The organism is Micromonospora sp. BS32, assembly GCF_059089345.1.
Map to the genome: position 1 here is coordinate 341,639 of NZ_JBSSHR010000001.1, position 23,524 is coordinate 365,162.

Sequence of the window (23,524 nt, forward strand, 5' to 3'; positions counted from 1 at the left end):
GCAGCATTGCCTAAGCCGGTCGCGGCCAGACCCGTCGGTCGCTGTGTCAGCAAGAAGTCAGCAAGAGGTCTGGCGTCATCCATCACGGGGCGACCTCGGGCGGCGGCTGGAGCGCACGCGACGACATCACGTGGTATCGGCTGTGAACTGGCGACAGGCGAGATCGACGTTCACACCGAAGAGGTCACTGGTTCGATCCCAGTATCGCCCACGCAGGTCAAAGGCCACTTCCCGGCTTCGGGAGGTGGCCTTTCTGCTGTCGTACAGCAGTGAAGTACAGCAACGGTCAGCGGGCGGGTGACGACCAGGCCAGGAGATGTCCGCCTGCCCTGTTACTTTGCCGGCCGTGAATGATCAGCTGACGTGGATCGACCGGATCATCGACGTGACCGGGTGGTGCCATGAGCCTGAGGGCGGTGCCGGCTGGGAGCAGGCGGAGGCCGAGCTCGGCGTCACGCTGCCATGCGACTTCAAGGAGTTGTGCCGGCGGTTCGTGCCGGGCCTGTTCATGGGTGTCCTTGACCTACTGCGACCGACCGACGATCACGATTCGACTTCGCTGCTCGGGTGGTGGAACTCCAGCCGGCGTTGGGTGAGCGAGCATGACGATCCCGCCGCGCGCTTGTACGCCCCGCACGATCTGTACGGGCCCGACAAGGGGTCCGGGCTGATCGAATGGGGTCACGACTCGTCCGGGGGTCAGTACTTCTGGCTGGCGGACCGCTCCGTGGAGTCTGATCGGTGGCCCGTGGTGGCTCGGCACGACCCGCCCCACCCGTGGCACCGGTTCGACATGTCCATGACGGAGTTCGTCTACCGCATGCTCGCGGACCCGGAACTGGAGTCGTTTTCGATGGTCACTCCGACATGGCGACCGTTCTATCTGCCGTACTGGCAGCCGTTTCCCAGCACACCTGAGGAGTGGGACGCTCTCGGCGAACCGAACCGCGAGAACTGAACCAGTAGCCGTATCTGCCCGTGTAGGTCAGATGCCGAGCGAGTCGCCGAGGCGCTTGAGGGCTTCGCGCGTCGCTTTTGACGAGACCTGCGTGTAGATCTCCATCGTCACGGAGAAGCGGGCGTGCCGGAGGACCTGCATGGCGACTCTCGGATGGACGTCGAGGTCCGCCAGGAGGGTGGCACAAGTTCGCCGCGCGTCGTGGACGGTGATCGGCCGGACACCGGCCTTCTCGCACCGGGTCTGCCAGGAGCGCTGGAAGTTGCGCGGCTCGATGGGTGTGCCGTAGCGAGTGGCGAATACGAGGTCGGTTTCGTGCCATGCCTTGCCAGCGGTTGCCCGTGCCTCGTCCCGTTGCGCGTTCCTGATATTTAGTGCCGTCGCACAGATATCAGGCACGGGAAGTGTGGCGTCGGATGCCTGGGTCTTGGTGTCGCGATGGAGCAGCTGGCCGCGGACGCGCTGCAGTTGGCGGCCGACGGCCAACTCTCCCGCGTCGAGGTCGACGTCTTCCCAGGTGAGTCCCAGTGCTCCGCCCTTTCGCGCCTGGCAGCACCGACCGACAGCGCAGCAGCGCCGCTTGTGCTTCGGCCGGGCGGCGTCCTTGCCCTGGGCGCAGCACTGGCAGGTCCGGGCCACCTGGTTGATCCAGGTCTGCACGTCCCGCGACTGGAGCCGGTCGAGCCGCCTGGCCCCGAGGCCGGGGGAGATGTAGCGGCGGACGAACGTCTCGTAGGTCGCGTAGGTCAGCGGTGCCCGGTTCGGCTGGATGATCTCGGCCAGCCACCAGGTGAGGAAGCTTCCGACCGTGGGGACGCTGGTCGCCACCGGCCCGGCCTTGGCCTGTTGGTGCAGTTTGATCCACTTGTCGTGGACGGTCTCGCGGGTCTTGCCGTAGACGTACTTGCGGGTGCGCTTGCCGTCGGGTTTGGGGTGACCTAGACGTAGGCGGCGAAGCCGTTGCGGTAGGGGAAGATCGAGCCTTCGCCGTTGGCTCGTGTACGTCCGGGCATCAGGCGGCTTCCTGGCGTTCGACCTGTTCGCGGATGTAGTCGTCGACCCATTCGGGGAGGATGCGGCGGTACTTGCCGTCCTTGATGGAGCGCAGCTCGCCGGTGGCGATCTTCATCTTGACCTTGGAGATGCCGAAACCGAGCAGCACGGCGACCTTCTGCCGGCGAGTACCAGCGGGGGCGGAGGTCGTGGGGAGCCCCTTGCCGCCGGTCAAGCCGCGACAAACGACTTGGTAGGCATCGCCCCGGTAGACCCAGGCGCAGTCCGGGCACACCGATTCGCGGCGGTTGCCGCACGCCTTGTAGAGCGTCCGGTCGGGCAGCTCGTCCGTGTGCAGCTGGCCGGTGATGCGGCCGGTGTCTCGCTCGACCGCGGCGATGGTGCCGGTGAGGCGGATCGGGCAAGCACAGCCGCCGGCGGGGCGGGTGTGCTCCAGCCAGCCGGAGAACTCGAGCGAGGCGGCGCGGTGCAGGACCTGGGCGTCACGGCCGACAGCGAGACCGGGGCGGTAGATGGTGAGCGGGGTGGACACGACTATCTCCTCTTCAGGGGTGGCAGGGACGGGAGACGAAGCACCACCAGCCGTGGACGTCTGTCCGCTGGTGGTGTTCGTCGTGTCTCCTGGCACCGTCCGAGAGGGCGGCTGACGCCGGAGGGCGGAAACGTGGTCTTGCCACTGCCCGCCGATGGGTCATGTCCTTTCACGCTCGTGAACCTGATGAATGAGCCGGCGCGGGTAGGGAGCCTGGGATATCGGCATCCGGTGGTTAGCCGCAGGCTGTCCCCACCCGTGGAGAGGTGCGAATCTGGGCCATCGTGGACGGCAGGGAAGGCCGTGCTGGGCCGCTCAGCGGATTCGGAGGACCGGCGCAGCGGCCGGCGCGATCGAGAGCCGGCCGGACCTGGCCCGCATCAGCGGCAGGAAGGCCGCTCGGCATCTCTGAGATCGAGCCCAGCGATCCGGCAGGAAGGCCGCGCTGGGGTGCTCGACGAGCGCCAGAGTAGCACCGGGTACCGACACGTCAACCCGCCGTGACTCGGGCAACCGGCATCAAAAGGTCGGCTCCCGACCTGCCGTATCCGAGCTGATGCTCCAGGTCCACATCTCACGTGATGTGCCATGTCTGCTGCTAGCTTGGCTCTTCGGCATCCCCGACATGGGAGTACACATGCCAAACGTGGCCCTCATCGCCGGGCCGGTAGTCGACCTGGCTTCCGCTGCGGCAGCTCTGGCAGGCGCCATCGGCCTACAGGTCGTCAGCGCAGGCAATGTCTTCCGCGAGCACGTGCAGCAGCAGACGCCGCTGGGCAAAGAGGCGAACCGGCATATGCAGGCCGGACAGCTTGTCCGGGATGAGCTAATGGTCAGAGCCATCGCTGACGCCCTAGCCAACGTCGACGGTGGCTGGGTGCTGTACAACTTCCCTCGCAAGGTCCGTCAGGCTGAGTTGCTGGCGCAGAGCGGCCATGTCCCCGACGCAGTGATCGAACTCGTCCTTACTGAGGACCAACTTCGCCTCGCCGTTCACCGCCGGGTGGAACGTCAGAGGGCACTGGACCCCCAGCAAGCCGAGCGACGCCAGGAACTCTTGCTCATGTACTCGCATTCGCAGGAGAACTACCAGGAGCAGGTCGAGCCGTTACGCGCTTACTACCGGACCCATGGCCTGTTGCGAACCGTCAGTGGCTTCGGTGACTTCGAGGACGTAGCAGCCAGGCTGATCCCGATCGCCTCCGACGGTCGACGCCGCCCGTGAGATCGGGCAGGGTAGCGGCTGCCTGCCGACGTGGGAGGACTTTCTTTACATCTATCAAGGCGGCCCGCAACGGGCCGCACGCGCCGCCGCCAGGGCACGCGGCCTGCACTCTGCTGTCGCTCCGCTCCGGCCACGCACAACGCCCGGCGGCTGGCGCGGAGAACGGGGAGCCCGGGGCGGCCGCAGACGGTAGGGCCGAGAGTGGTTGAGGTTCGCGGGCCGGCAGCCGGCCGCGCCGCGCCCGAGCAGTGCGGCGCATGGAAGGCACGCCGGGTCCGCGCGGCGGGTCGCGCCGGTCGCCCGGTCGCGGTCACTGCGCCTCCGGCGGGGGCGCAACGACTCCAGGATGGCCGGGGCTCCGTCGGCGGGTCGCGGTCCGTGGGTGGTTGCGCATGGCCATCCCGCCAGCCGACTACCCGGGCAAGCCGAGCAGACCACCGCCCGGCCCGCCAGCGTCCGTACGTGCGTCAAGGTCCGCTTGACGTGGCGGACCGCGGCGGCCCGCTCCCCGGATGGGCGGGTCGGCGGCAGGCGGGATGGCAGATGACGGGGAGGCTGGAAGGCCTACGGCTGAAGTCACGCGCGCTGGTAGCCTGACGCGTCTCGCGCGAGAGGTGGAGTGTGCCCGGTGCTCAGGATGGTGCTGCGTAGGTTAGTCGCGGTGGTGGCCGTCTTCATGGTGACCGCGTGCGGTTCTACAACAGCTCATACAGCGGATCGATCAGCGGGCGAAACGATCCCCTCCACGGCGCAGGCGACGGGCTCGGCCACAGCCACGAAGCCAGCGTCCCCAGCAGTTCCGGCGACCGGCGGGTCCGGCTACTCCGCGACGCTGTCCGCACGCTTGGTGACCGCGGACTCAGTGCCGCCCGGATTCACTGTGGACATCGCGACAGTCATGGCGCCTGATGCTGGAGATCAGCGCTCAAGCGGCGACGCGTCCTGTTCGGACAGCATGATCCCGCTGCTGTCGGCCAGGCGGCTCACCGGGACTCCGTCAGCGATGGCCGCAGCCACCCTCAGCTATGACGCGGATCCCGATGATTTCTGGGTGGGAGCCGAAGTCCTCAGGACCTACGCCGATGACGGCGCACGACGAGCAATGAGCGACCTGCGAACCTTCATCGGCCGTTGCCCCACCGTTGTCGTGTCGTCCGGCCTTGGCATCGGCGACAGGTACCGCTTCGCAGTGGCACCAGGGCCGCAGCTCGGCGATGACAGTATTCAGGTCAGCGACAGCATGACGTCCGGTTCTGACACGCTGGAAAGCGACAGCGTACTCGTCCGGATCGGAACCACTCTGCTGGTCGTCCACGAGGAGGGCAACAAACCCGGCGGCGACAAATACCTCAACCAGCTCGCCGAAGCTGCGCTCCGCAGATACCAGACGACCGGATCCTGAATGGGCTGACGCACCTCTGAGGCCAGGGCCGTTTGCCACCCGAGTGGCGGGACAAGGTCGTCGCCGTCTAGGCAAGAGCATCCCAGCCGCGTGACCGTGCTCGAACTGGCTCACCGAGTTACTGCGCGACTCCGGCTGGCTGCGATGATCGAGGCCGTCACCTCGTCAGCCCGAGTGTGCCTGCCCGTCCAGGTGGCAAGGTTGGACTTCTGCACGGCCCACGCGACCACGCGTTCACCTGTCGAGGTCGTGATGGTCAAACCGCCATACCCAGGCTCGACCTTCGCCACATCCCGCAGGCTGACGTGTTGGGAGCCGTTGGGGTTCCGCACGATCACTTCCGTGTCTGTCAGTACCACCGAGGGGCGGAAGGCGAACCGGAACCAACTGACGAGCGCACCGAGGCTCGCGAGGAGACTCACGAACACGTTGGCCCAGCCCAGCCAGGTGATGGCGCCAAGCAGAGGAATGAGAGCAAGTACGCCGTACCGCCCAAGCGGTGAGACCTTCCAGATCTGGTGCATGAGCCGGGATCGTACGGGGCATGGGCCACCCCTGCTGCCCGCTAGCTGCTGGTGAAGAAGTTCGGCGGGCAGTTCTTCGACGTCGCGTATTCGATCAAGAACAAGGTGCCGCACCACCGGTTCGTCCCGTCCGCCATCCGAAGTCAGATTGATGCCGCGATCGATACCATCACCGTTGGCATCGGGACGCTCTACAACGCGCTCGTCCCACCGACAGGCTGATCAACATGAGGCGCGCTTTGGAGGACCGGTGTCGGTAAGGCTTCCCAGCGGGATGCGAATCATCGTCGCGGCTCTCGTCGGAACCCTGCTCATCTGCGGCGGGATCCTGCTCCAGGCTCGCCTGGGCGCCGCGATCGACCAGCGGGTCAGCGAGGGAACGGCGGTGACCGGCCGGGTCGTGCAGGCGGATCGGCTCAGGGTGAGCCGCTCGTACGCGGTGACGCGGATGACCGTGGCGTACTCCGTCGACGGTTTGGCGTACCAGGAGCGGTTCTCCAGCGAGCTCGACGAGGGTCGGCGCGACGCCGGGGAGGAGCTGACGGTGTACGTCGACCGGGGCGATCCGTCCAAGGCGGCCACGGCTGACGGGTACGCGACGGAGGACCTGCTGCTCCAGCTGCCCGTCGCGCTCGGGGTCGCCGGGGCCTTGGCGATTGTGGCGGCGCTCGCCTGGATCAGGGCGGGCCGCCGGCCCGGCGCGAGTTGACGGGCTGCCGCCCTGCTCTGGAGAAGCGGAGGCTGACTCTGTAGGCCGGCGGTGACAGCGAATCCGGGAGTCGAGGTGAAACGGGAGAGGCAGCAAGGAGGCAGCGAAAGAACCAGGAGCGGCCGGGAAGACGACAGCAGGCACCATCCGACCTGCGCCCATAGAGGCAGGGCGGCCCATGCCGGACGGGTTAGCTGAACGACGACGGCGAAACAGGCGGGTGGACAAGCATGCGCTCGTGGACCGTCGCGGCAGCTCGGAGCAGGTGCGGCAGCAGGTCAGAGGGCAGTGCTGGTTGCCTGGGGGCAAGGGGTCGTCCGGGGCACACACGAGGCACAAGACAGCGTGAAACGTCGGCCACCATCCATCAACGACGTGAGCCCAGGAGCGAGCGTGACCAGCGTGCCGACCAGGTCGCCACAGGTCACGCGACCGCCCGTCTAAGTTCCGCTTCAACGTCTGACACCCGCGCTGGGTGATCAACTGGGCGACGATTGGCACGACCAGCGCCGGACGTCTATGGACTCCAGTGGACCGTTCGGGCAGCTCAGCTCTGTTGCTGGCGCAGCTTCTAGACGGCTAGTGGTCCCTTCGGGACGAACAGGTCTCCGTGCCTGGTATGCCGGTCAAGCTTGCCCAGTAGCGTGCTGGGGCATGGGTGAGTTCGTTGGAGCCGTCGAGCTGATACATCGGGTCATCGGTCGTGACCTCGTCGCGGTCACGGAGGCTCGGCACTGGCACGACGGCCGACGTGGTGGTGATACGGAAAGCTTGTTGCACTTCTGGCTGCACTTTCAGGGAGTGCCGCCGCTCATGGCGCATGCGTCTGGCGAGCTGCTGCTTCTTGAGTTCAGCGAGCCGTACGCGGCGTACGACCTAGGAGAACACGGTGAGACGCGCGTTGGGCCGGCGCAGAAGCCAGACGTGCTGGCGCTACTGCCGGGTCATCGGCTGCAAGACACCGCTCTCATCCGGGGCTACACGACGCGGCCGGCCTTGGGCGGTGTCCTGCTGAGGTTCGACCACTGCGACCTGGTCGTGGCGTCGTTGGGTGATGAGTGGGTGCTGAGGCAGGGAACGATACCGCCCGAGCTAGCCACGTACCTGACCGTTGGTAGCTGGCTCGGAGACCGGGCCATCGGCTAACAGCGCACGGCGTAATGGTCGCCGTGCCCGAGGCGTGCCCGATGCAGCGGTCAACACCGGCCTACAACGGCACCCCTGCAGCCGCAAGCTGAACGCTCCGTGCTTGCCCGCCAGGCAGTACGGCTACCCACGGTGTGAATCAATCCGATTCCCAAGCTGAGCGTCCGAAGCTGCGATGATGCTTCCCGTGAGTCAGACGGTGGGATGGGACTGCATGGTCGAGGGCGCTCGTGTTTGCTTCATGCTCGGCCAGGGCGATGAACCCGCGACGGCCGACAACACCGATGCCCACATCTACCTCGCTGACGGCACCCATCGTTACGCCGCGTTTATGACGACGGATGAGATCGGTCGCGTCCTGCAAAGGTGGGCTGAAACCGGGGAGGCTGGTGGCGGTCGGTACTTCTGGTGCTCCGACTTGGTCATCGTTCCAAGACCCGGTGTCGAGGCGATGGTGGCGGCCCTGGGAGAGATCATCCGATCCGGTGACGTCGACGTGATGCTCAGCAAGGTAGGGGACAGCTCGATAGCTGAGTGACTAACCGGGTGACAATCGGGTTGGACGCTGACGGACGAGCATGGACACCGGAGGACCCATCCGGCAGCTCACGGCCGGCGAAAATGCAGGTCACCGATCCGTGTTGGTTGCCTGGGGGTCAAGGGGTCGCAGTTGACATCCATAGGAGCATCGGGATGGGTGGAGCGCCGCACGTGCGGGCATCAGGCGGCCTCCTGGCGTTCGACCTGTTCGCGGATGTAGTCGTCGACCCATTCGGGGAGGATGCGGCGGTACTTGCCGCTGAGCACAGCGCTTCCCCAACGGTCGTCTGTCTATTGTGGTGAGCGCGCTCCGGCGCTAGCCTCGCAGGCATGATCAGATTCACGGGAAAACTCGCCCTCGGACTGGCCACGGTCGTCGCCGCGGTGGGGCTCTCGCCGGTGCCGGCTTCCGCCGTGCCGAGCAACTGCCACGCCGGTACGGACGGTGGGAATTGGGCGTATGCGACGTGCACTGCGGGATACGGTCAGTACAGGGTCTGGATCGAGTGCTGGAACGAGTACACCGGCGCGAAGACCAAGCTGTACGGGACCTGGAAGGATCGAGCCAGCGACGGCAGCGCCTGGTCAGTAAAGTACTGCAATTCCACATACCCGCTCCGGGGCAATTACGGATACCAGGTGCAGTGAACCGCATGCGGCGAGCTGTCCCCGCCGCATGAGTCCGGCCCGGAAGGTGCCGCCGTGGCGACTACGGCGGCACCTTTCGCTTAGCCTCGGTCTTTCATGCGCAATAGATCTTGTCTTGAGCTCTTGGCGCTGAAGTACTTGGCGCAGCTCGGCTGTGATCCGGATGCGCCGTACCGCCGGTTCCGACTGCGGGAAGAACACCAGGGGCGCTGGTGGAACAAGGGGTGCCGATGCAAGCTCTGTTCCTGACTACGTCGCCAGAGCGGGCAGAGGTCACGAGCGGGGACTGAGTGACTATCTGGGTGACGATCGCGACGGACACAGGCGGACTGTCGTCGACACTGGGGATCGTCGTGGCAGCTCAGCGGCTTCGGAGCCGCAGGTCAGCGTGCCGTGTTGGTTGCCTGGGGGTCAAGGGGTCGACGCATGTGGGCAGGTGTCATGCCGGTCGCGGAGATCCGCATCTTCGGCCCCCGGCCTGATGCCAAAGCTGGAACCTCTGCTCACGAGCTGGTTGCCGGTCAAGCGTTCACGGAATTGGTCTCGTACTTCGTTGATCCAGGGGCGACCTGTGGACGACGGTTGTGGCCGAGGACTCGTACTCTAATGACCATGAAGACGGGCAGGCCGCTGCTGGTGGCCGTATTCGGCGCGGCTGCTGCGATGCTGCTGGCGGGCGTCGGGTGCGCCGCGGCCGGATTCCTGCTCATCGGTGACGATCCGGCGGAGACGCGTACCTGCCAGGAGTCCGTGCAGGTCGCAGAGGCGAAGGTCCGGACCGACCATTGGGATCCTCCGGATGACTTGCCGGACCTCGGCGATTACCCAGAAATCCACTGGCAGCTGCGCACCTCGGGCAACCCGTGTTCCAGAATGCCCGGCCCTACGGACTGGGCGTACCAGGGCGTGGTCAAGCTGCGACCGGAGGACGCGCAGGCGTTGGCGAAGCGATACGACTTCGTACCGTACGCATCTGTCAACCTGGATGAGCTTCCCCACGACAGTAGCCCCGCAGACGTGTGGCCTGCCCTGGTGCCGTTCCTGCCAAGCGAGTCGCGGTGGCTGCACAGCAGGTCGTACAACGAAACAGCGCCGTCGCCACGATGGCGGGTCGCGTTCCTCGATGTCGAGCACCAGACGGTCTTGTTCATGCTCAACGACCACTAGCTGGCGCCTGCCCAGTTCCCGTTGGTCAGCTTGCCGCGGCTTGGAGGGCCCACGTCGGTGACCGGTTTCGATGGACGGCGGCTGCGGGTCGTCGTGGCGGTCGTCCTGGGCAGTCTCCTGGTCGGTGGCGGACTCATGCTCTCGGCCCGGCTAGACGCGGTGATCGGCGAGAGGGTGCGCGTCGGCGTCGAGACGACCGGCCGAGTCGTCCACGTGGAGCGATACCAGATCGGGCGCTCGACCTCGGTGACGAGGGTGACCGTGGACTACGCCCTCAACGGTGCGCGGCACCGGGAGTTGCTCTCCAGCGAACTCGATGAGGTTCGGTATCGCAAGGGAGACGCGGTGCGGCTGCACGTCGACCGAACGGATGCGACCAAAGCTGCCACGGCCGAGGGGTATGCGACGGAGGACCTGCTTCTCCAGTTGCCCGCATTCCTCGAAGCCGCCGGAATCATCATGATCATGCTGGCTCTCGCTCGGCTCAGACGCCGGGGGCGAGGACCGTCACCCGATTCAGGTTGAGACTCGTGGTCGGGTTGCCTCAGCCGGGCCGCAGGCCAACTCCTGCAACTGGCTGGCCTGGTCGGGTTCGAGCTGGCGTGCTGTCTGCCGTCGCCCGCGCACTGCTGCACTTTCAGGTCCCGCTCGGGTGGGCCCTTAGCATCCGGGTGGGTGAGCCGCCCGTCTCTGTGTCGACAGCAACGATGACAGCAAACTGCCCGAACGGGGACACCCGCTCGAGGACGAGTGCGGACAGTCAAGTCGGCATGTGGCCACGCAGCCGCCCAGGTGAACCCATGAACCCGATCCTCGTGGGATAGCACTCAGCCGAGTCGATGCGGTCCCCCATGATCGCCGATATACGATTCGCCGGTGAATCGGTCTCTCGCCGCCTGCCTCCTTGGCGCCACCCTGCTTCTGGCCGCTTGTACCGACGAGAAACCGGCAGCAAGCCCGCCCAGCCCTGACAAGTACACCCGTGGTGGTTGTGCTGGGGTGGCACGCCTGGTGGACGAGAATGAGCGCTTCTACGCCCCAAACGGCACCGTTGGGGCCCGGGCCGCCAATTCGACGGACCCCGCTGTCAGCGCGGCCGGCGGGGAGTTGGTGTTGGCGGTGAAGGAGGCTGGCGATCTGGACGTGGGCAGCCATGGCAAGGCGGACATGACGCAAGCGGAAGCCCGGATCGCCGACGCTCAAGAGAAGCTCATGACGGCTTGCCGTGAACTGCTGGGCGAGCCGCCCTGGTCGTGATCCCCGCGCTTCACGGCAGGCATCGGAGCATCGACTTGGAGACGAGCGTGGTCGAGACGGGCCGACGACTTTCTCCGGCTTCCTCGGCAGGGTCACCCTCGTCGACCAGGAAGCCGCAACAGCGGCGAGCTGACATCGGTCGTTGACATCAACGGTGGCGGCCGAGGCCGGACCAGCGCGGACGGGGGTCGCCTCCAGCCCTAATAGGCTGGACGTCAGCGGAGGCTGCGACCTTCGCCGAAAGCGCCTTGTAAGCGAGACGTCGTGGACAACAGGCCGGTCAGGCGGCTTGCAGCCGGCGGGCGATGTCGATGAGAGCGGTGAAGGTGTCTCGGTCTGCGTCGGTTGGAAGAAGAAGCGAGGTGGCGACGTGGTGGTGAAGACGGACATGGTCGGCTGCTGCGGCGATCACCCCACTTGCCCCCCAGCCCTTGGCCTGATCCGCGGCGATGTATTGCTCTAGGGCTTCAACGGCCTCGGGGCCGGCCAGGACGACGGAGGCTGTCGCAAGGGGCGGCGCGTCGAGGGCACCCCGCGATGTGGCTAGGGCGTGGAGAACGGCGGCGGTTACCTCCGGACCGCCGACCCCTACCGACTACCAGGCGCCCATGACACGTGGACGCCAGCTGTCATACAGGAGTGCGATCACATCGCAGGGCGTTGCGGCTCGGCTCACGTCTGCAACGGCTGCGAGCGAGGGAAGTCCGTACCTGAGGGCGTTGGGTCCCATCATGTCGAGGTAGAACGGCACGACGTAGCGGGCAATCAGTCCGTCGGTGCTCCGTTGCTCCACCTCGGCAACATAGTCGATGCCTGACGCATCAGTGCAGGACCAGGATCCGGTCGAGCAGCCAAGCGAGCAGCCAAACCAGCGAGCATGAGCGGACGATGGCGGACCGAGGCGCCCGGTCCGGCATGAGGACCAGGCGGTGGACCAGCGCTGGGGGACTGACTCGTAATGCGCAGGTCGAGTCAGCTGGCCTCCGGAGCCAGGCGGTAGCTGCTACAGATGTCGAGCAATAGAACGGCCCTGATCTCGAACGACTCGTCGGTGCCGTCCAACTCCAGGTCGACCAACACCTGGTCGTCCGTGCCCGCGAAGTGCATCTCGACGCGCGGCTGCCCGTCTAGGACGAACGTGAACCAGAGGTCGTTGTTGGCGTCGGAGTACTCGACTCCCGCAGTGAGCCCGCTCTCGTCGAGCCGGCACCGCACAAGATCAGCGATCGTCTCGACGAACGGCAGCAGATTCGCGCGCCAGATCCACCCATGCATCGTGCCGCGCGGCTCGGTCAGCATCCGTGCAGGCTAAGTTTTCGGCGCGGAGCGGCGCAAGGAAGCAGCGAAGAGGCAGCGAGACGACCACCAGCGGACGGCAGGAGACGACGCAAGGCAGCAGACGCCGCATGCTCCGAGGCGTAGGACGACACCGGATGTGATCCGACGACGTCCCGTACCCGCGTTCACACAGAAGAGGTCACGGGTTCGGTTCGGTCAAGCCGGCGTTGAGTATGTGTGTGCGCCCTCCGGGACACACGGGCCCAAATGGACAAGGCCCGGAGAGTCTACTGACCATCCCAAGATCGAGGTCACCGCGCGTAGCCGGCGGCGCGCTCTCCATCCGGATGGCCCATCAGTATTCGTTGACCCAATCGCCGGGGTGCTCGGTACGGAACGAGTCCAGCGCGTCTGCGGTGCGGGCGCCGACTGCCACCCAGGTATCGTCCTCGACGCCGAGGATGAGATCCTCGGTCGCGTACCACTGCCCGCCGCTGTAGCTGCCCAAATATCGGGGAACCACCGCTTGGGTGAGGTGGGCGGCAAAGGACGCCGGCTCGCCGCCCAGCAGGTCACGGCCGTCGCTCAGCTCGCCGCCCTCCACACGCTCGGACAGCAGGATGTCGACGCAGGCCAGCGAGAAGCGGTCGATAAAGGGCTCCCATGATTCGCTCGCCGTGTCCAGCATGCTGAGCCGCACGAGGACAGGCGGGTCTTGCTGCTCGGGGTCTGCTAGGGGCAGGCCGTAGGAGGCGACGCCCTGATGGGCGGTACGAAACACAAGCACCTGGTGGTCGTCGTCATAGCTCAGCTTTTCGGGTGGGTACAGCGTTCCGTGCCGGCTGGTCAGCTGGGTGCGCCGCCCGAACAGCAGGTAACCCTGTCGGACGGCAGTTGGCAGTCGTAGGCCCAGCCGTGCCTCCGCCGCGTCGACTTCTTCAGCGCTGAACCCGTCCGTTTCGTCGATGGGGTGACCCACGTCGCGGCGAAATCCCGGATGAACTGCCAGGCGTCAAAATGAGGATCCGGCTGGCCGAGGGCCGCAGCGACATTGAATGGTGCGGGCACGCCGCGACCCTACACGGCGGGAGAGCCCCGGGTAGGGGTGGTCACGGCGAAGAGCATTGACTCCAGTGTGACCCCAACGCGGCGCCAGAGCGGCACCATCAGCACGACCAGCAGAGAGTCGGATGCAGGTAGGGCGCGGTGACCCCTGGTCTGGCGGGAGTCCTTTTAGTCCGCTGGTCCGGTCGACGCAGGGTGTAGCAGCGGCTGTAGCAACGATGACGGACGACGGCGCACGATCACGGGCTCGCGACGGGTCGAACGGGGACGGGCCAGTCGGGGATGGACGCGGCGGGAGGGCTGCCCAGAACATACAAGCGAGGGGGCTGAGCACGCGGGAAGCAGGCCTCAGCTCCGTCGACCAGCAGGCGTTTCGTCAGTGAGGCAGCCACAATCTTTCGTCTTCGTAGAGGCTATCGATGTCGGCCTCTAGAAGACGTGGCTGGACTTCTTTCACAAATGCGAGGACGACCCACACCCGCCGGGCCTGCCGATGGCCGGGCTTATCCCAGAAGAGTAGATAGGCCGACGTGCAGCTTTGGCCGCGAGTACTTGGTCAGCGATGAACGCTGGCTGGTGCCCGACGTAGTACTCCTTTACAGAGCCGTCGTGGTAGGTCACGCGGATGAAGCCGTTCACTGCACGCTGGCTGGGCTCGACGATGGGGTCGGTGTTGGGTGCGGCGCTGGTTACTCCACCGGCTGGGTCCTCTGGAAGAGGCTCCTCCAATACGTCAAGATCCTTCGCGACCTTCGCTGGGGCGTAGGAAAGCAGGACGGCAGCCATCGTCAGCTCCATCCATGCTCGAACTCGACGCCGTGTCACAAGCAGAGGCTAGCTGCCGAGGTCCAGCAACTCCCACCAACGATTGGGCGACCGGTCCAACCCGGTCTGCGGAAGCCACGCCGCAGGTGTCAGCGGCCGACGCGGATGCGGTCGGCGGGGTACAGCTCACGGGAGCCGTCGGCGCGGAAGACCACCAGGACCGGGACGCCTTCGCCGATGTCCAGCTCCTTGCGTTCGGCAGGGGTGGGCATTCGGGCTGACGCCGTGTCGCCCTTGAGTAGGGTCACTGTCTCGACCGGCTCCATGCTGCGGACGAAGGTGCCGCGCGGGGGTTGGACGATCACGAGCCCTTCCGACCGGAGTAGGGAGATGGCCTGCCGGACGCTCGTCCGGCTGAGTCCATACTCCTGAGCCAGTCGCAGCTCGCTGGGCAGCGACGCGCCGGGCGCGAGGTCGCCGGACGTGATCCGGTCGCGCAGTAGGTCGGCGAGCTGCCGGAACACTGCGCGGTCCGCGCTGGGGTCGATCACGAATGTGACGCTACGTGTCCAACAGTTCTACAGATTATTGTACCTACATTCCTACGTCTGTACAGTGTGACATGGCAGGGGCGGCGGTCGGATGACCAGCGAAGGCCCGGCCGCCGTGCCGTCGACCATGCCCGAAGGGAGATCCGGTGCGGCGTGCCTCGTACGAGGAGTACCTGCTCGCCGTCGCGATGACCCTCGCGAGACGGCATCGGCCGGTCTGGTGCTGGCGGCGGTGGCGGCGGATCTGCCGGTGCGGAGCCGACCTGCCGTGCCGGGCCCGGCACCGGATTCCGATCAACCGTGGCCACTGGCCGGGGGAAGGGGAGTAGTGGGCGACGAACAAGCACAGATGATCCTCGCGGTGCACGTCCGCGGACTCCATAGCATGTGCGCCGGCTGCCGAGCCTGGTGGTCGCGGCTGGCGCCGTACCCGTGCTGGCAGGTGGACTGGGCGACCAGTTGGCGGGCCCGGGCGATCACCGCCCGGTTCCTAAAGGGCGTGCGGTGACCACCCACGGCCCGGTCATGCCGGTCTGGAGCTGCGGCGGATGCGACCTGCCCTGGCCCTGCGCAACGCGGAAGCGGGAGCTGCGGGCCGAGTACGTCGATGCTCCGGTGTCGCTGGCCCTCTACCTCGGCTCCTACCTCGTCCAAGCCACCGAGGACATGCCCTGGACGCCGGCCGGCGTGCTGCATCGCCGCTTCCTCGGCTGGACGAGGGAAGCTGACTCCATGCCAGCAGTACAGCAGCGAAGTGCAGCAACGGTGCCAGCCGAACCGAGCCGAGAAGTGCGTCAGCAGGCCGTCTGACCTCGCATCAAGCCCGACCCGACCGCCTCGCCGAGAGTTCACACCGAAGTGGTCAGACTGCGTTGCTCCCTGCCTGGCTGGTGTCCGACGTCTACTTGGATTCCTTGGCACCGCCCACCCCAGCCTTTCTGCATCGGCGTATGACGTTGGATTCTGCCGCGCTGGTATCGGTGTGGGTCCCGCGAGCTGAGACTGGGATCCCACGCGCAACGCCCTGATCAGCGCCTCGTGCGCGGTGACCTCTTCGGCGCATCCGAAGGCATCAGCCTGGCGGGGTGTCGGCCGGCGACGTTCTCAACTGGCTGCTGGGACTCGTCGCCGTCAACACCCTCGTGAACTCGGTGGGAATCCGTATGACCGCGGTCGTCACGCGGGTGATGCTGGTCGGTGAGTTGCTCGTTCTGGCGGTGCTCCTCGTCGTCGCTGGCTGGGCTATCGCCTCCGGCAAGGGCCGGTTCAGTTGGGAGGCGCTCTACAACCCGGGCACCTTCACCTGATGCCTGGTAGCGAGGGTGGTGCCGATCGCGGTGCTGTCCTTTCTGGGCTTCGACAGCATCAGCATGCTGGCCGAGGATACCTGCGACGGTGCCCGGCAGATTGGCCGCGCGATGGCGGCGGTACTGGTGCTGGCGGGGGTGTTGTTCATCGCTCAAACGCGGCCGGCGGCGAGCGCCGTGGCGCAGCGCGGCGAACGCCGACTTTTTGGCAACCTGGCGGTGCCGCGGCCCCTGCGCGCGTTCAATCCGAAGGCTGAGGACTCACGGCTCCCGATTCGCCTGATAGATCCCGAATGCCTCCATAGGCTTGCTCGGGGACGTACCGCTGATGGCGTTGGAGGGGATCGTGTCATGGCCGACGATCAGGTCACCCGCAACCTGAAGAGCATGGACGAACTCGACTTCAAGGGGTGGAACCCGGCGGACTGGAACGGGGTGTTCGCCCACCACCACACCGATGACGTGCTCGTCGACTTGAAGGGGCAGCCGCAGACTCACGGCGTCCAGGAGCACATCGATGCCATGAAGACGTTCGCCAAGAGCACCGGTGGCACGCCGGTCCAGATCAAGTCGCACCCCATCGGTTTCGGGTCGGGGGAGTGGACCTGTGTGGTGGGCGAGTTGGAAGACGGCGGCCGGATGGTGACGGTAGCGAAGTGGCGCGACGGCGCCATCGCCGAGGAGTGCATCTGGATGTAGCCAGCGGGTTGATCTGCAAGCCCGCCCATTCATGGGCGGTCGTTGACGTTCGACGTCCCAGGCGCCCGAGGAGTGCACGGTGGGCGACAACCCGTGCGATGGACTGTGAAACGCGTCGTGGCCCCGTCGGGGATGCGCCGGAACGTCAGGAATCAATCCTCGCCCGCCACAGTGCCAGGGCAAGCCAGGCCGAGCCGACCGCGACGAGTAGGCCGTGTGCGACCCGGACGGCTGCGGGCGTGTAGAACTGCGGAAGGAAGAGGGCGAATCCGAGCGCGAAGAGGATGCCGCTGGGGCGCGGCAGCACCCCCGAGCGCCAGACCGCGACGGCGGTCAGGATCGCCGACACCCCGAGCGCGACGAGGCCGATCCCGAACGTCGTGATCGCGACGGGGTTGTTCCGGACCGTGTCGACCAGGTCGAGCAGGTCGAGCGGCTGGCCTGCGGCGTACTTGCTGGCGATGGCGTGCAGGCCGAAGTCCTCGGCGCCGTAGTAGGGCAGGACGAGTCCCACGCCGATCCAACCGGTCACGACGGCAGCGAAAGCGAGCCGCTCGGCTCGGGTGTGCCTGACCGCCTCGCGTACGGCGAGGAGACCCAGCGTTACCAGGATGAAGCCGCTGATGGCGAACAGGTGCGAGGCGACCCACCAGTCGGAACTCATCGCTCGGGTCGCGCCGTCGATCGTCGATTCGTCGTGCCACGGTCTGGTCGCTGGGTAGAGGATGAACAGAACCCCGGCGACAGCGAGGGCGAGGGCGCCGAGCCGGGTGCGGGCGGGGGAGGTGGGCATCGTCTTCTCCAGCTTCAAGATGAGGTGCGGGGCAGGCTCGCGATGAACATGTGGATCAGTTGCTCGTGGGTGGTGTCCAGGTCCTCGGGCAGGCCGAAGCCACCGGCCGTCTCGATCGAGGCGAAGCCATGGACGAGCGCCCGCAGGCAGCGGGTGGCGTGGATGGCGGCCTCGCCTTCGAGTCCGTAGCCCCGCAGCACCGCGAGGAAGATCTCCAGCAGCCGTGCACCGGCGCTCGCCAGGGCCAGGTCGTGCAGGGGGTCCGGCGGCATCGCGGCGTGCCGGGCCGGATGTTCGAGCGCGTAGCGACGATAGGTGCGCATCAGGGCGGCGACGGCGTCGTCGCCGCTGCGTCCGACCAACGCGCTGGTAGAGCGTTCGATCAGTTCTTCCATGATCCGTACGGCCATCAGCGTCCGCAGCTGAGCGAGGCTGCCGACGTGCTTGTACAGCGAGGGCGCGGCGACTCCGGTGCGTTCGGCGACCGCGGCCAAGGTCAGGGCTTCCAGGCCCCGATCGTCGATGAGGTCGAGAGCCGCGTCGACGACGGCTGCGGTGGACAGCCCGGCCCTAGGCATAGTCGCACTCCCGGCCGCCAGAGCGGGTCTGGGAAAGGGCTCGGCTAATCCTCATAGCCAAAAGGCTACGCCTAATAGCCGAGGCCGTCAACGTACTGGTCACGGCGGCTCCGTTCACGCCGAGGGGCCTGGTGACTCAGGGCTCCCGCCCTGAACGACGCGGATTCGGGGTACGTGGACCAAGGTGGTGATGACAGACGTTCGTGCCGAGCAGTTGGATCCGGGCGAAGTTCTCGGGAAGCTCGGGATCCAGTACCAGTTGGGCGGCGTTCGCGAGCTGCCACGGCGCTGCTTGCCGCCGTCCCTCCGCGTCGGCCGGGATGTCGGCTGAGGCTCTCGGTACGGCCATTCCAGGCGCCCGCCAGCCTTGCCTTGCCGAACACGTCATCGCCCTGGTGGGAGCCTGCGGGGTTCCAGGCCTCGGTGGCGGAGTCGGCGGCGTCGGTGAGCCGGATCAGGGGTCGATCAGGGGCCGACCAGGGTAGGTCCCGATGCCCCCGCGCGGCCTCCGCTGGAACGGTGGACGCAGACGGACCGCAGGCCCGTCGCGTCCGATTGATCCAGAGAGGCGACCGTGACCGCCGGAACCCCCATGCGCAGCCGCAACACAACGGAGCGGAGGACGGCAGACCTGACCTTCCGGTCGGTCCGCACCTTCTTCCTCGCCACTTTCGGCCTGTCCTGGGGTGCGGGTGTGCTGTACGTGCTGTTCCAGGCGAAGGTCGACGCGATCTTCGGGCCGATGGGCTACACCAACCCGGTGTTCATCCTCATGGTCTACACACCCGGGATCGTGGGGGTGTTCATGGTGTGGCGCCACTACGGGCTATCGGGCCTGGGCGCCTTCTTCCGTCGCTTCACCTTGTGGCGGATGTCGCTGTCGTGGTGGCTCGTGCTGGTCGTCGGCATGCCTGCGGTGTTCTACGCCGGGGCCGCGATCACCGGCAACCTCACCGACCCGTTCCCCTTCTCACCGTGGTACGCCATGCTGCCGGCCCTGCTGCCGATGCTCTTCATCGGCCCGATTGAGGAACTCGGCTGGCGGGGCGTGGCGCTGCCGCTGCTCCAGCGGCGGTTCTCGCCGCTGTGGGCCGGGCTCCTGCTCGGCCTGGTGGTGGCGGTATGGCGCGCGCCGTCGTTCCTGTTGAGTGGGACAAAGCAGTCCGCGTGGGCGTTCTGGCCGTTCTTCTTCGGCGTCGTGGCGATCAGCGTCATCCTCACGCCGATGTTCAACGCCGCAGGGGGAAGCCTGCTGGTGCCGTTCCTGTTCCACGCGCAGATGAACAACCCGGTCTGGCCCGATGCCCAACCGTGGGACATGTGGCTGTTCGTCGCGACGGCAGTCGTGGTGGCCGTGGTGAGCCGCAAGGCCCTGCTCGACCGCGGCGCGGCGGTGACCGCGATCCTCACTCCGGGTGACGAGCCCGACGACACCGGAACGACGCCGCGCCCGTAGGCTGGTCGCCGGTAGGGCGGCCGGCACGGAGTGTCGTCGCCACCATGACCATCGGCGCCGCAGCGGCGGCGGTCAGCGGTGCGGCCCAGGCCCAGGCCCAGGCCCTCGGCAAGGAGGACGCCTTCGTGGTCGGCGGCTTCCTGGGGACCGTCGCCGTGGTGTGCGCGCCCTTCGCACCGGCGGTCATGGCCTCCCCAGAAGAGTGGCCGCCCGACCGATAGGCGTGTCTGCCATCGACCTGCCTTGGCCAACCGCCACTACCCCGGCTCCTTGCCGTGGGATGAGGCGGCTGCGATCCGGACCCACACCACCGAGGCGGGGACGTCGAGGAGCGCCGAGATCCGCGCGATGTCGGTCATCTGGGGACGGCCGGTGTGCTCCCAACGGTGCACGCAGGTCTCAGACCCGACTTGGCTCAAATTAGTGCACACCTTGGGTGATCGCGGCGCCGGCGGTGCGGAGGTCGTCGGGTAGTAGGTCGGTGGCGGTGATGGTGTGGTTGCCGGCCTGAATTTCGATGACGCGGTAGCGGCCGGCGGTGCGGACGAGTCGTCTGCTCGACCAGTCATTGCGGTCTTCGGTCCAGCGGCGGGCTACCCTACCTGCGGTGCCTCGAACCGCGTGACCGGAGGAGTCGATGCTGGGATGACGGCCGGGCGACCGATGCCCACACAGGACGACGTGCTCGGGTACTTCAACACGCTGTCGAACTGGGGACGGTGGGGCGACGAAGACGAGCTCGGAACTCTGAACCACATCACCGACGACGTCCGGCTGGCGGCGGCGCGGGCCGTGCGCCACGGCAGGAGCGTGTCCTGCGCATGGGAGGTTGCCGTACCGGAAGACATGGAGCGGTCGACGACGACGTGCCCGTGCGCCGCCGACATGCCGGGTGCCGAGAACATGCCGGTGCCCGGCTTCCACGCCGACCGGCGCTGGGGCTTTTCGTCCGAGCGGCTCGGCATCACGTTCCACGGCAACACCCTCACCCACGTCGACTCGCCGTGCCACATCTTCTGGGACGGCACGATGTACAACGGGCGGTCGCACTCGTTGGTCGACGCCGCAACGGGATCGGCGTGGGCGGCCGTCACGGCGGCGGCGAACGGGATCATCACGCGAGGTGTCCTGCTGGACATTGCGAGGGCCCGCGATGTGCCGTGGTTGGAATCGGGGCAGGGTGTGTTTCCCGACGATCTCGAGGAGGCCGAGCGTCGCCAGGGTGTACGGGTGCGATCCGGCGATGCGGTACTCCTGCGGACCGGCTATGGCCGCGTCCGGCACGAGGCCGGTGAGGCCAGCGGTTTCACCCAGGCCGGCTGGCACGCGTCCTGCCTGCCGTGGCTACATGAACGCGACGTCGCGCTGATCGGCGCTGACACCCCCCAGGACGTTCAGCCGTCGGGGTACGAAGACGTGTTGATGCCGGTTCACGCCGTGAGTCTCGTCGCGATGGGTCTGTGGCTGCTCGACAACTGCGACCTGGAGGTGTGCGCGACAACGGCTGCCGAGCTCGGCCAGTGGGACTTCCACCTCGCAGTCGCGCCGGTCCGCTTCGCCGGTACGTCCGGCAGCCCGGTCAACCCGATCGCCACATTCTGACCGCGGTTCACGAGGGGGTGCGTGCTGCCGCCACGATTCCTTCGCGAACCTCGGCAGGGCCAGCACCAACTGACCGAACACCGCGTCCCCGCTCACGGCCTGCTCAAACTCGAGCACCCGGTAGGCATAGATCGCTGCTGCGGCGATGGCCTGGCGCGGGTCAGTCGGTCTCCGCGTCCCGCAGCATGCGACGGGCTCTAGGGTCGTCGGCGGCGTGTTGCAGTAACGCGATCGGCGGTGCCCCGAGCCCGCACCGGGCTTCGATGGCGGCCGTCATCTGGTGCCATTCTCGGGGAGGGAGCCGGTAGCTCTGGCCGACAGCGAACTGATACATCCAGCGCAGGTGCGGGCCGTCCTGGTCGTGCAGCCCGTCGATCAGGTAGGGCAGGAGGACCCGAACGACGATCGGGTGGACGGTCAACGCCGGCTCCGCTGGCCGTTCCCAGCGACCCTTGCGCAGGATCGTGCCGCCGCCCCACTGGCCGGCCCACCAGTCGCTGCTGTCGAACAGCATCGAGCACACCCACCGGGCGAAAGCCGCGCAGGGGCCGAGCCCTGCGGCGGACAGGAGGTCAACGAATCGGCTAGCGCTGGCCAAGGCGTCACGGCGCCGCCCTTGCGCCCAGCACGCCAGGTAGGTGCTCCACGCCTCGGCCGAGGGGCCGTCGGGCAGCGGTGACGCGGCGAGCTGATCCCGACTCAGATGACGCACGTGGAGATTCTCGCCGACATCCGTCCCGTGGCTGGCCGTGGTATGCGGCTCAGCTCCGCAGCCCGGCTATCTGTGCGACGAGCGCCGGATGCGGCGCCGGCGCTGGGCTGGACGAGCGCTGGCTCATGCCGCCAACCGAGCGTCGCGGTGCGTGACGGGCACGCGCCTGCGCTCGGCGCGTGGTCTTGCCGATGAGCGGACGCCGCGTAGAGAGCTGGTGCGACACATGACGCGAGAATCGGCGCTAACGGGTCACCGCTTTTGCACCGCAGGCAGCTTCGTGCACACGCACGCCTTGTTGCCGTCCTGGTCGGCAATCGCCATGTACGAGGGCGCCCGGCTGTCATCGACGATGATTGCGATGGATGGCACCGGTGCGGGCCGGTGACGAGCTGGCCGGGGTGCTGAGCGTGCTGGAAACCGCCGTGTCGACGACCCGTCGCGGTTTGCGGCACCCTGTTCCTGCGCGGTGAGCTGACCCGGGCCGGGGAGACGGTGCTCAGTACGACGTTCCGGGCCTGTTCGGACGCCGTTCGTAGCGCCTCGGCCGCACGACGGGACGCGCCATGACCGTCGGCCGGCCCCGGGGCGGCACCTCGGGCGGCCTACCAGTAGTTGGGCTGGTCCAGCGGGCCGCGCTCCGGCCGCGGTGCTGTGAACAATGTAACCAACATGGGGTAGACGCCGGTGAATCTTGTTAGGGTTTTGCATTTCTTCATGCCGCCACCATGGAAGAAGGGATCCGTCCAATGCATATCGTGGACACCGCGCGCTATCCACTGGCCGATCCGGGAAGCGACGCATGGGAACGCGTCGTTTCCCGAACGCGCACCGAACTGCGCGAACTCGGGTGCAGCGTGCTGCCGGAGTTCATTCTGCCGAGCAGCTGGGAGGCGCTGCGGCGGGAAGGCGCCGGGGTCGCTCCGCTGGCGTACTACGACGTCGAGGAGACCAACGTCTACAACATCGCGTTCGACGACGACCTGCCGGCCGAGCACCCGGGCCGCATCGTCATGCAGCGCGGCAACGCGTTCGTCCCGCGCGACCGGATCCCCACCGACAGTGTCATCCACCGGCTCTACATCGACCCGTCGTTCGTGCGCTTCGTCGCCGCCTGCTTCGAACTCCCGGAGCTGCACGAGCTCGCCGACCCGCTGTCCAGCCTGGTGCTCAACGTCGTGCAGCCCGGCATGGAGCACCCGTGGCACTTCGACACCAACGAGTTCACCGTCAGCATGCTGACCCAGGAGCCGGAGGAGGGCGGCGTCTTCGAGTACTGCCCGAACATCCGTTCGGCGGGCGCGGAGAACTTCGGCGCCGTCCGTTCGGTGCTCACCGGCGCCGACCGCTCGCCGGTGCGGGCCCTGACCCTGCGCCCCGGTGACCTCCAGCTGTTCAAGGGCCGGTACGCGCTGCACCGGGTGAGCGCGGTGCGCGGCGCCACCGCCCGGCACTCAGCGATCTTCGCCTACTCCGAACGCCCCGGCGTGATGGGCAGTGTCGCCCGTACCCGGCAGCTGTTCGGCCGGGTCCTGCCCGCGCACCGCGACGCCGAGCGCAATGCCGTGCGAGTCGACCAGTTGCTGGATTAGTAAT

At 67.1% G+C, this 23,524-nt stretch carries 26 protein-coding genes and 5 pseudogenes; 18 read left to right on the forward strand and 13 right to left on the reverse strand.

Going from position 1 to position 23,524, the window contains the following annotated elements; all coding sequences use genetic code 11:
- The first annotated feature begins 346 nt into the window (after positions 1 to 346).
- Positions 347 to 958: a hypothetical protein gene (locus AC5RWQ_RS01610; protein ID WP_494280937.1), complete on the forward strand. Its 612-nt coding sequence runs from the start codon at positions 347 to 349 to the stop codon at positions 956 to 958.
- 27 nt (positions 959 to 985) lie between these two features.
- Here the strand turns inward: AC5RWQ_RS01610 and AC5RWQ_RS01615 are convergent.
- The 3 pseudogenes from AC5RWQ_RS01615 to AC5RWQ_RS01625 form a co-directional block, all read right to left on the reverse strand.
- Positions 986 to 1,971, reverse strand: a pseudogene (locus AC5RWQ_RS01615) (tyrosine-type recombinase/integrase).
- A pseudogene (locus tag AC5RWQ_RS01620) lies at positions 1,971 to 2,196 on the reverse strand (excisionase family DNA-binding protein). Before AC5RWQ_RS01620 ends, AC5RWQ_RS01615 begins: the two co-directional pseudogenes overlap by 1 nt.
- Positions 2,151 to 2,504, reverse strand: a pseudogene (locus AC5RWQ_RS01625) (replication initiator); the annotation flags it as partial. The pseudogenes AC5RWQ_RS01625 and AC5RWQ_RS01620, both read right to left, overlap by 46 nt.
- A gap of 637 nt (positions 2,505 to 3,141) precedes the next feature.
- On the opposite strand from AC5RWQ_RS01625, the gene AC5RWQ_RS01630 reads away from it, so the two are divergent.
- Positions 3,142 to 3,729 carry a nucleoside monophosphate kinase gene (locus tag AC5RWQ_RS01630; RefSeq protein ID WP_494280938.1) on the forward strand — a complete coding sequence of 196 codons (588 nt, stop codon included), beginning with the start codon at positions 3,142 to 3,144 and terminating at the stop codon, positions 3,727 to 3,729.
- An 880-nt stretch (positions 3,730 to 4,609) separates the two neighbouring features.
- The gene (locus AC5RWQ_RS01635) at positions 4,610 to 5,131 is read left to right on the forward strand and encodes a hypothetical protein (RefSeq protein ID WP_494280939.1); all 522 of its coding nucleotides are present in this window, start codon (positions 4,610 to 4,612) and stop codon (positions 5,129 to 5,131) included.
- A gap of 110 nt (positions 5,132 to 5,241) precedes the next feature.
- Here the strand turns inward: AC5RWQ_RS01635 and AC5RWQ_RS01640 are convergent, their stop codons facing one another.
- Entirely contained in the window at positions 5,242 to 5,655 is a 414-nt protein-coding gene (locus tag AC5RWQ_RS01640) for a PH domain-containing protein (protein ID WP_494280940.1), read from the reverse strand.
- A 51-nt stretch (positions 5,656 to 5,706) separates the two neighbouring features.
- Here AC5RWQ_RS01640 and AC5RWQ_RS01645 point away from each other — a divergent pair, with 51 nt between their 5' ends.
- The 4 genes from AC5RWQ_RS01645 to AC5RWQ_RS01660 all read left to right on the forward strand — a co-directional run bounded on the left by AC5RWQ_RS01645 (position 5,707) and on the right by AC5RWQ_RS01660 (position 8,048).
- Positions 5,707 to 5,877 (forward strand): hypothetical protein, encoded by a 171-nt coding sequence (locus tag AC5RWQ_RS01645; RefSeq protein WP_494280941.1) that lies wholly within the window; start codon positions 5,707 to 5,709, stop codon positions 5,875 to 5,877.
- 52 nt (positions 5,878 to 5,929) lie between these two features.
- Positions 5,930 to 6,364: a DUF3592 domain-containing protein gene (locus AC5RWQ_RS01650; RefSeq protein ID WP_494280942.1), complete on the forward strand. Its 435-nt coding sequence runs from the start codon at positions 5,930 to 5,932 to the stop codon at positions 6,362 to 6,364.
- A 654-nt stretch (positions 6,365 to 7,018) separates the two neighbouring features.
- Complete coding sequence (locus tag AC5RWQ_RS01655; RefSeq protein WP_494280943.1) at positions 7,019 to 7,510, forward strand: hypothetical protein; 492 nt, start codon at positions 7,019 to 7,021, stop codon at positions 7,508 to 7,510.
- Positions 7,511 to 7,697: 187 nt separating this feature from the next.
- Positions 7,698 to 8,048 (forward strand): hypothetical protein, encoded by a 351-nt coding sequence (locus tag AC5RWQ_RS01660; protein WP_494280944.1) that lies wholly within the window; start codon positions 7,698 to 7,700, stop codon positions 8,046 to 8,048.
- A 182-nt stretch (positions 8,049 to 8,230) separates the two neighbouring features.
- Here AC5RWQ_RS01660 and AC5RWQ_RS01665 read toward each other — a convergent pair.
- Positions 8,231 to 8,320, reverse strand: a pseudogene (locus AC5RWQ_RS01665) (excisionase family DNA-binding protein); the annotation flags it as partial.
- A gap of 215 nt (positions 8,321 to 8,535) precedes the next feature.
- Positions 8,536 to 8,658, reverse strand: a complete 123-nt coding sequence (locus AC5RWQ_RS01670; RefSeq protein WP_494280945.1) for a hypothetical protein — start codon at positions 8,656 to 8,658, stop codon at positions 8,536 to 8,538.
- Between the two features lie 652 nt (positions 8,659 to 9,310).
- On the opposite strand from AC5RWQ_RS01670, the gene AC5RWQ_RS01675 reads away from it, so the two are divergent.
- The 3 genes from AC5RWQ_RS01675 to AC5RWQ_RS01685 all read left to right on the forward strand — a co-directional run bounded on the left by AC5RWQ_RS01675 (position 9,311) and on the right by AC5RWQ_RS01685 (position 11,122).
- The gene (locus AC5RWQ_RS01675; protein ID WP_494280946.1) at positions 9,311 to 9,865 is read left to right on the forward strand and encodes a hypothetical protein; all 555 of its coding nucleotides are present in this window, start codon (positions 9,311 to 9,313) and stop codon (positions 9,863 to 9,865) included.
- A 57-nt stretch (positions 9,866 to 9,922) separates the two neighbouring features.
- Complete coding sequence (locus tag AC5RWQ_RS01680; RefSeq protein WP_494280947.1) at positions 9,923 to 10,390, forward strand: DUF3592 domain-containing protein; 468 nt, start codon at positions 9,923 to 9,925, stop codon at positions 10,388 to 10,390.
- A 351-nt stretch (positions 10,391 to 10,741) separates the two neighbouring features.
- On the forward strand, positions 10,742 to 11,122 hold the full coding sequence (locus AC5RWQ_RS01685) for a hypothetical protein (RefSeq protein WP_130332038.1): 381 nt from the start codon (positions 10,742 to 10,744) through the stop codon (positions 11,120 to 11,122).
- Positions 11,123 to 12,094: 972 nt separating this feature from the next.
- On the opposite strand, the gene AC5RWQ_RS01690 is transcribed toward AC5RWQ_RS01685, so the two are convergent.
- The 4 genes from AC5RWQ_RS01690 to AC5RWQ_RS01705 form a co-directional block, all read right to left on the reverse strand.
- Positions 12,095 to 12,421 (reverse strand): hypothetical protein, encoded by a 327-nt coding sequence (locus tag AC5RWQ_RS01690; RefSeq protein ID WP_494280948.1) that lies wholly within the window; start codon positions 12,419 to 12,421, stop codon positions 12,095 to 12,097.
- Between the two features lie 334 nt (positions 12,422 to 12,755).
- Complete coding sequence (locus AC5RWQ_RS01695; protein ID WP_494280949.1) at positions 12,756 to 13,379, reverse strand: hypothetical protein; 624 nt, start codon at positions 13,377 to 13,379, stop codon at positions 12,756 to 12,758.
- A gap of 539 nt (positions 13,380 to 13,918) precedes the next feature.
- A complete protein-coding gene (locus tag AC5RWQ_RS01700) occupies positions 13,919 to 14,251 on the reverse strand; it encodes a hypothetical protein (protein ID WP_494280950.1) in 333 nt (110 codons plus the stop codon).
- Between the two features lie 128 nt (positions 14,252 to 14,379).
- Entirely contained in the window at positions 14,380 to 14,781 is a 402-nt protein-coding gene (locus tag AC5RWQ_RS01705) for a GntR family transcriptional regulator (RefSeq protein WP_494280951.1), read from the reverse strand.
- Between the two features lie 127 nt (positions 14,782 to 14,908).
- Between AC5RWQ_RS01705 and AC5RWQ_RS01710 the strand changes: the two genes are divergently transcribed.
- The 3 genes and pseudogenes from AC5RWQ_RS01710 to AC5RWQ_RS01720 form a co-directional block, all read left to right on the forward strand.
- Positions 14,909 to 15,289, forward strand: coding sequence for a hypothetical protein (locus AC5RWQ_RS01710; RefSeq protein ID WP_494281149.1), 381 nt, complete (start codon positions 14,909 to 14,911; stop codon positions 15,287 to 15,289).
- Positions 15,286 to 15,591, forward strand: a complete 306-nt coding sequence (locus AC5RWQ_RS01715; RefSeq protein WP_494280952.1) for a hypothetical protein — start codon at positions 15,286 to 15,288, stop codon at positions 15,589 to 15,591. Before AC5RWQ_RS01710 ends, AC5RWQ_RS01715 begins: the two co-directional genes overlap by 4 nt.
- 275 nt (positions 15,592 to 15,866) lie before the next feature.
- Positions 15,867 to 16,289, forward strand: a pseudogene (locus tag AC5RWQ_RS01720) (amino acid permease); the annotation flags it as partial.
- 643 nt (positions 16,290 to 16,932) lie between these two features.
- Here the strand turns inward: AC5RWQ_RS01720 and AC5RWQ_RS01725 are convergent.
- Together AC5RWQ_RS01725 and AC5RWQ_RS01730 are read right to left on the reverse strand one after the other, a co-directional pair.
- A complete protein-coding gene (locus tag AC5RWQ_RS01725) occupies positions 16,933 to 17,580 on the reverse strand; it encodes a hypothetical protein (protein ID WP_494280953.1) in 648 nt (215 codons plus the stop codon).
- Positions 17,581 to 17,594: 14 nt separating this feature from the next.
- Positions 17,595 to 18,158, reverse strand: a complete 564-nt coding sequence (locus AC5RWQ_RS01730) for a TetR/AcrR family transcriptional regulator (protein WP_494280954.1) — start codon at positions 18,156 to 18,158, stop codon at positions 17,595 to 17,597.
- Between the two features lie 574 nt (positions 18,159 to 18,732).
- On the opposite strand from AC5RWQ_RS01730, the gene AC5RWQ_RS01735 reads away from it, so the two are divergent.
- From AC5RWQ_RS01735 to AC5RWQ_RS01745, 3 genes are all read left to right on the forward strand, one after another.
- Positions 18,733 to 19,614 carry a CPBP family intramembrane glutamic endopeptidase gene (locus AC5RWQ_RS01735; RefSeq protein WP_494280955.1) on the forward strand — a complete coding sequence of 294 codons (882 nt, stop codon included), beginning with the start codon at positions 18,733 to 18,735 and terminating at the stop codon, positions 19,612 to 19,614.
- 44 nt (positions 19,615 to 19,658) lie between these two features.
- Positions 19,659 to 19,835, forward strand: coding sequence for a hypothetical protein (locus AC5RWQ_RS01740; RefSeq protein ID WP_494280956.1), 177 nt, complete (start codon positions 19,659 to 19,661; stop codon positions 19,833 to 19,835).
- Between the two features lie 424 nt (positions 19,836 to 20,259).
- Positions 20,260 to 21,216, forward strand: a complete 957-nt coding sequence (locus tag AC5RWQ_RS01745) for a cyclase family protein (protein ID WP_494280957.1) — start codon at positions 20,260 to 20,262, stop codon at positions 21,214 to 21,216.
- A 160-nt stretch (positions 21,217 to 21,376) separates the two neighbouring features.
- On the opposite strand, the gene AC5RWQ_RS01750 is transcribed toward AC5RWQ_RS01745, so the two are convergent.
- Positions 21,377 to 21,730: a hypothetical protein gene (locus AC5RWQ_RS01750; RefSeq protein ID WP_494280958.1), complete on the reverse strand. Its 354-nt coding sequence runs from the start codon at positions 21,728 to 21,730 to the stop codon at positions 21,377 to 21,379.
- 349 nt (positions 21,731 to 22,079) lie between these two features.
- Here AC5RWQ_RS01750 and AC5RWQ_RS01755 point away from each other — a divergent pair, with 349 nt between their 5' ends.
- Together AC5RWQ_RS01755 and AC5RWQ_RS01760 are read left to right on the forward strand one after the other, a co-directional pair.
- The gene (locus AC5RWQ_RS01755) at positions 22,080 to 22,316 is read left to right on the forward strand and encodes a hypothetical protein (RefSeq protein ID WP_494280959.1); all 237 of its coding nucleotides are present in this window, start codon (positions 22,080 to 22,082) and stop codon (positions 22,314 to 22,316) included.
- A 361-nt stretch (positions 22,317 to 22,677) separates the two neighbouring features.
- Complete coding sequence (locus AC5RWQ_RS01760) at positions 22,678 to 23,520, forward strand: HalD/BesD family halogenase (protein WP_494280960.1); 843 nt, start codon at positions 22,678 to 22,680, stop codon at positions 23,518 to 23,520.
- The last annotated feature ends 4 nt before the right edge of the window (positions 23,521 to 23,524 follow it).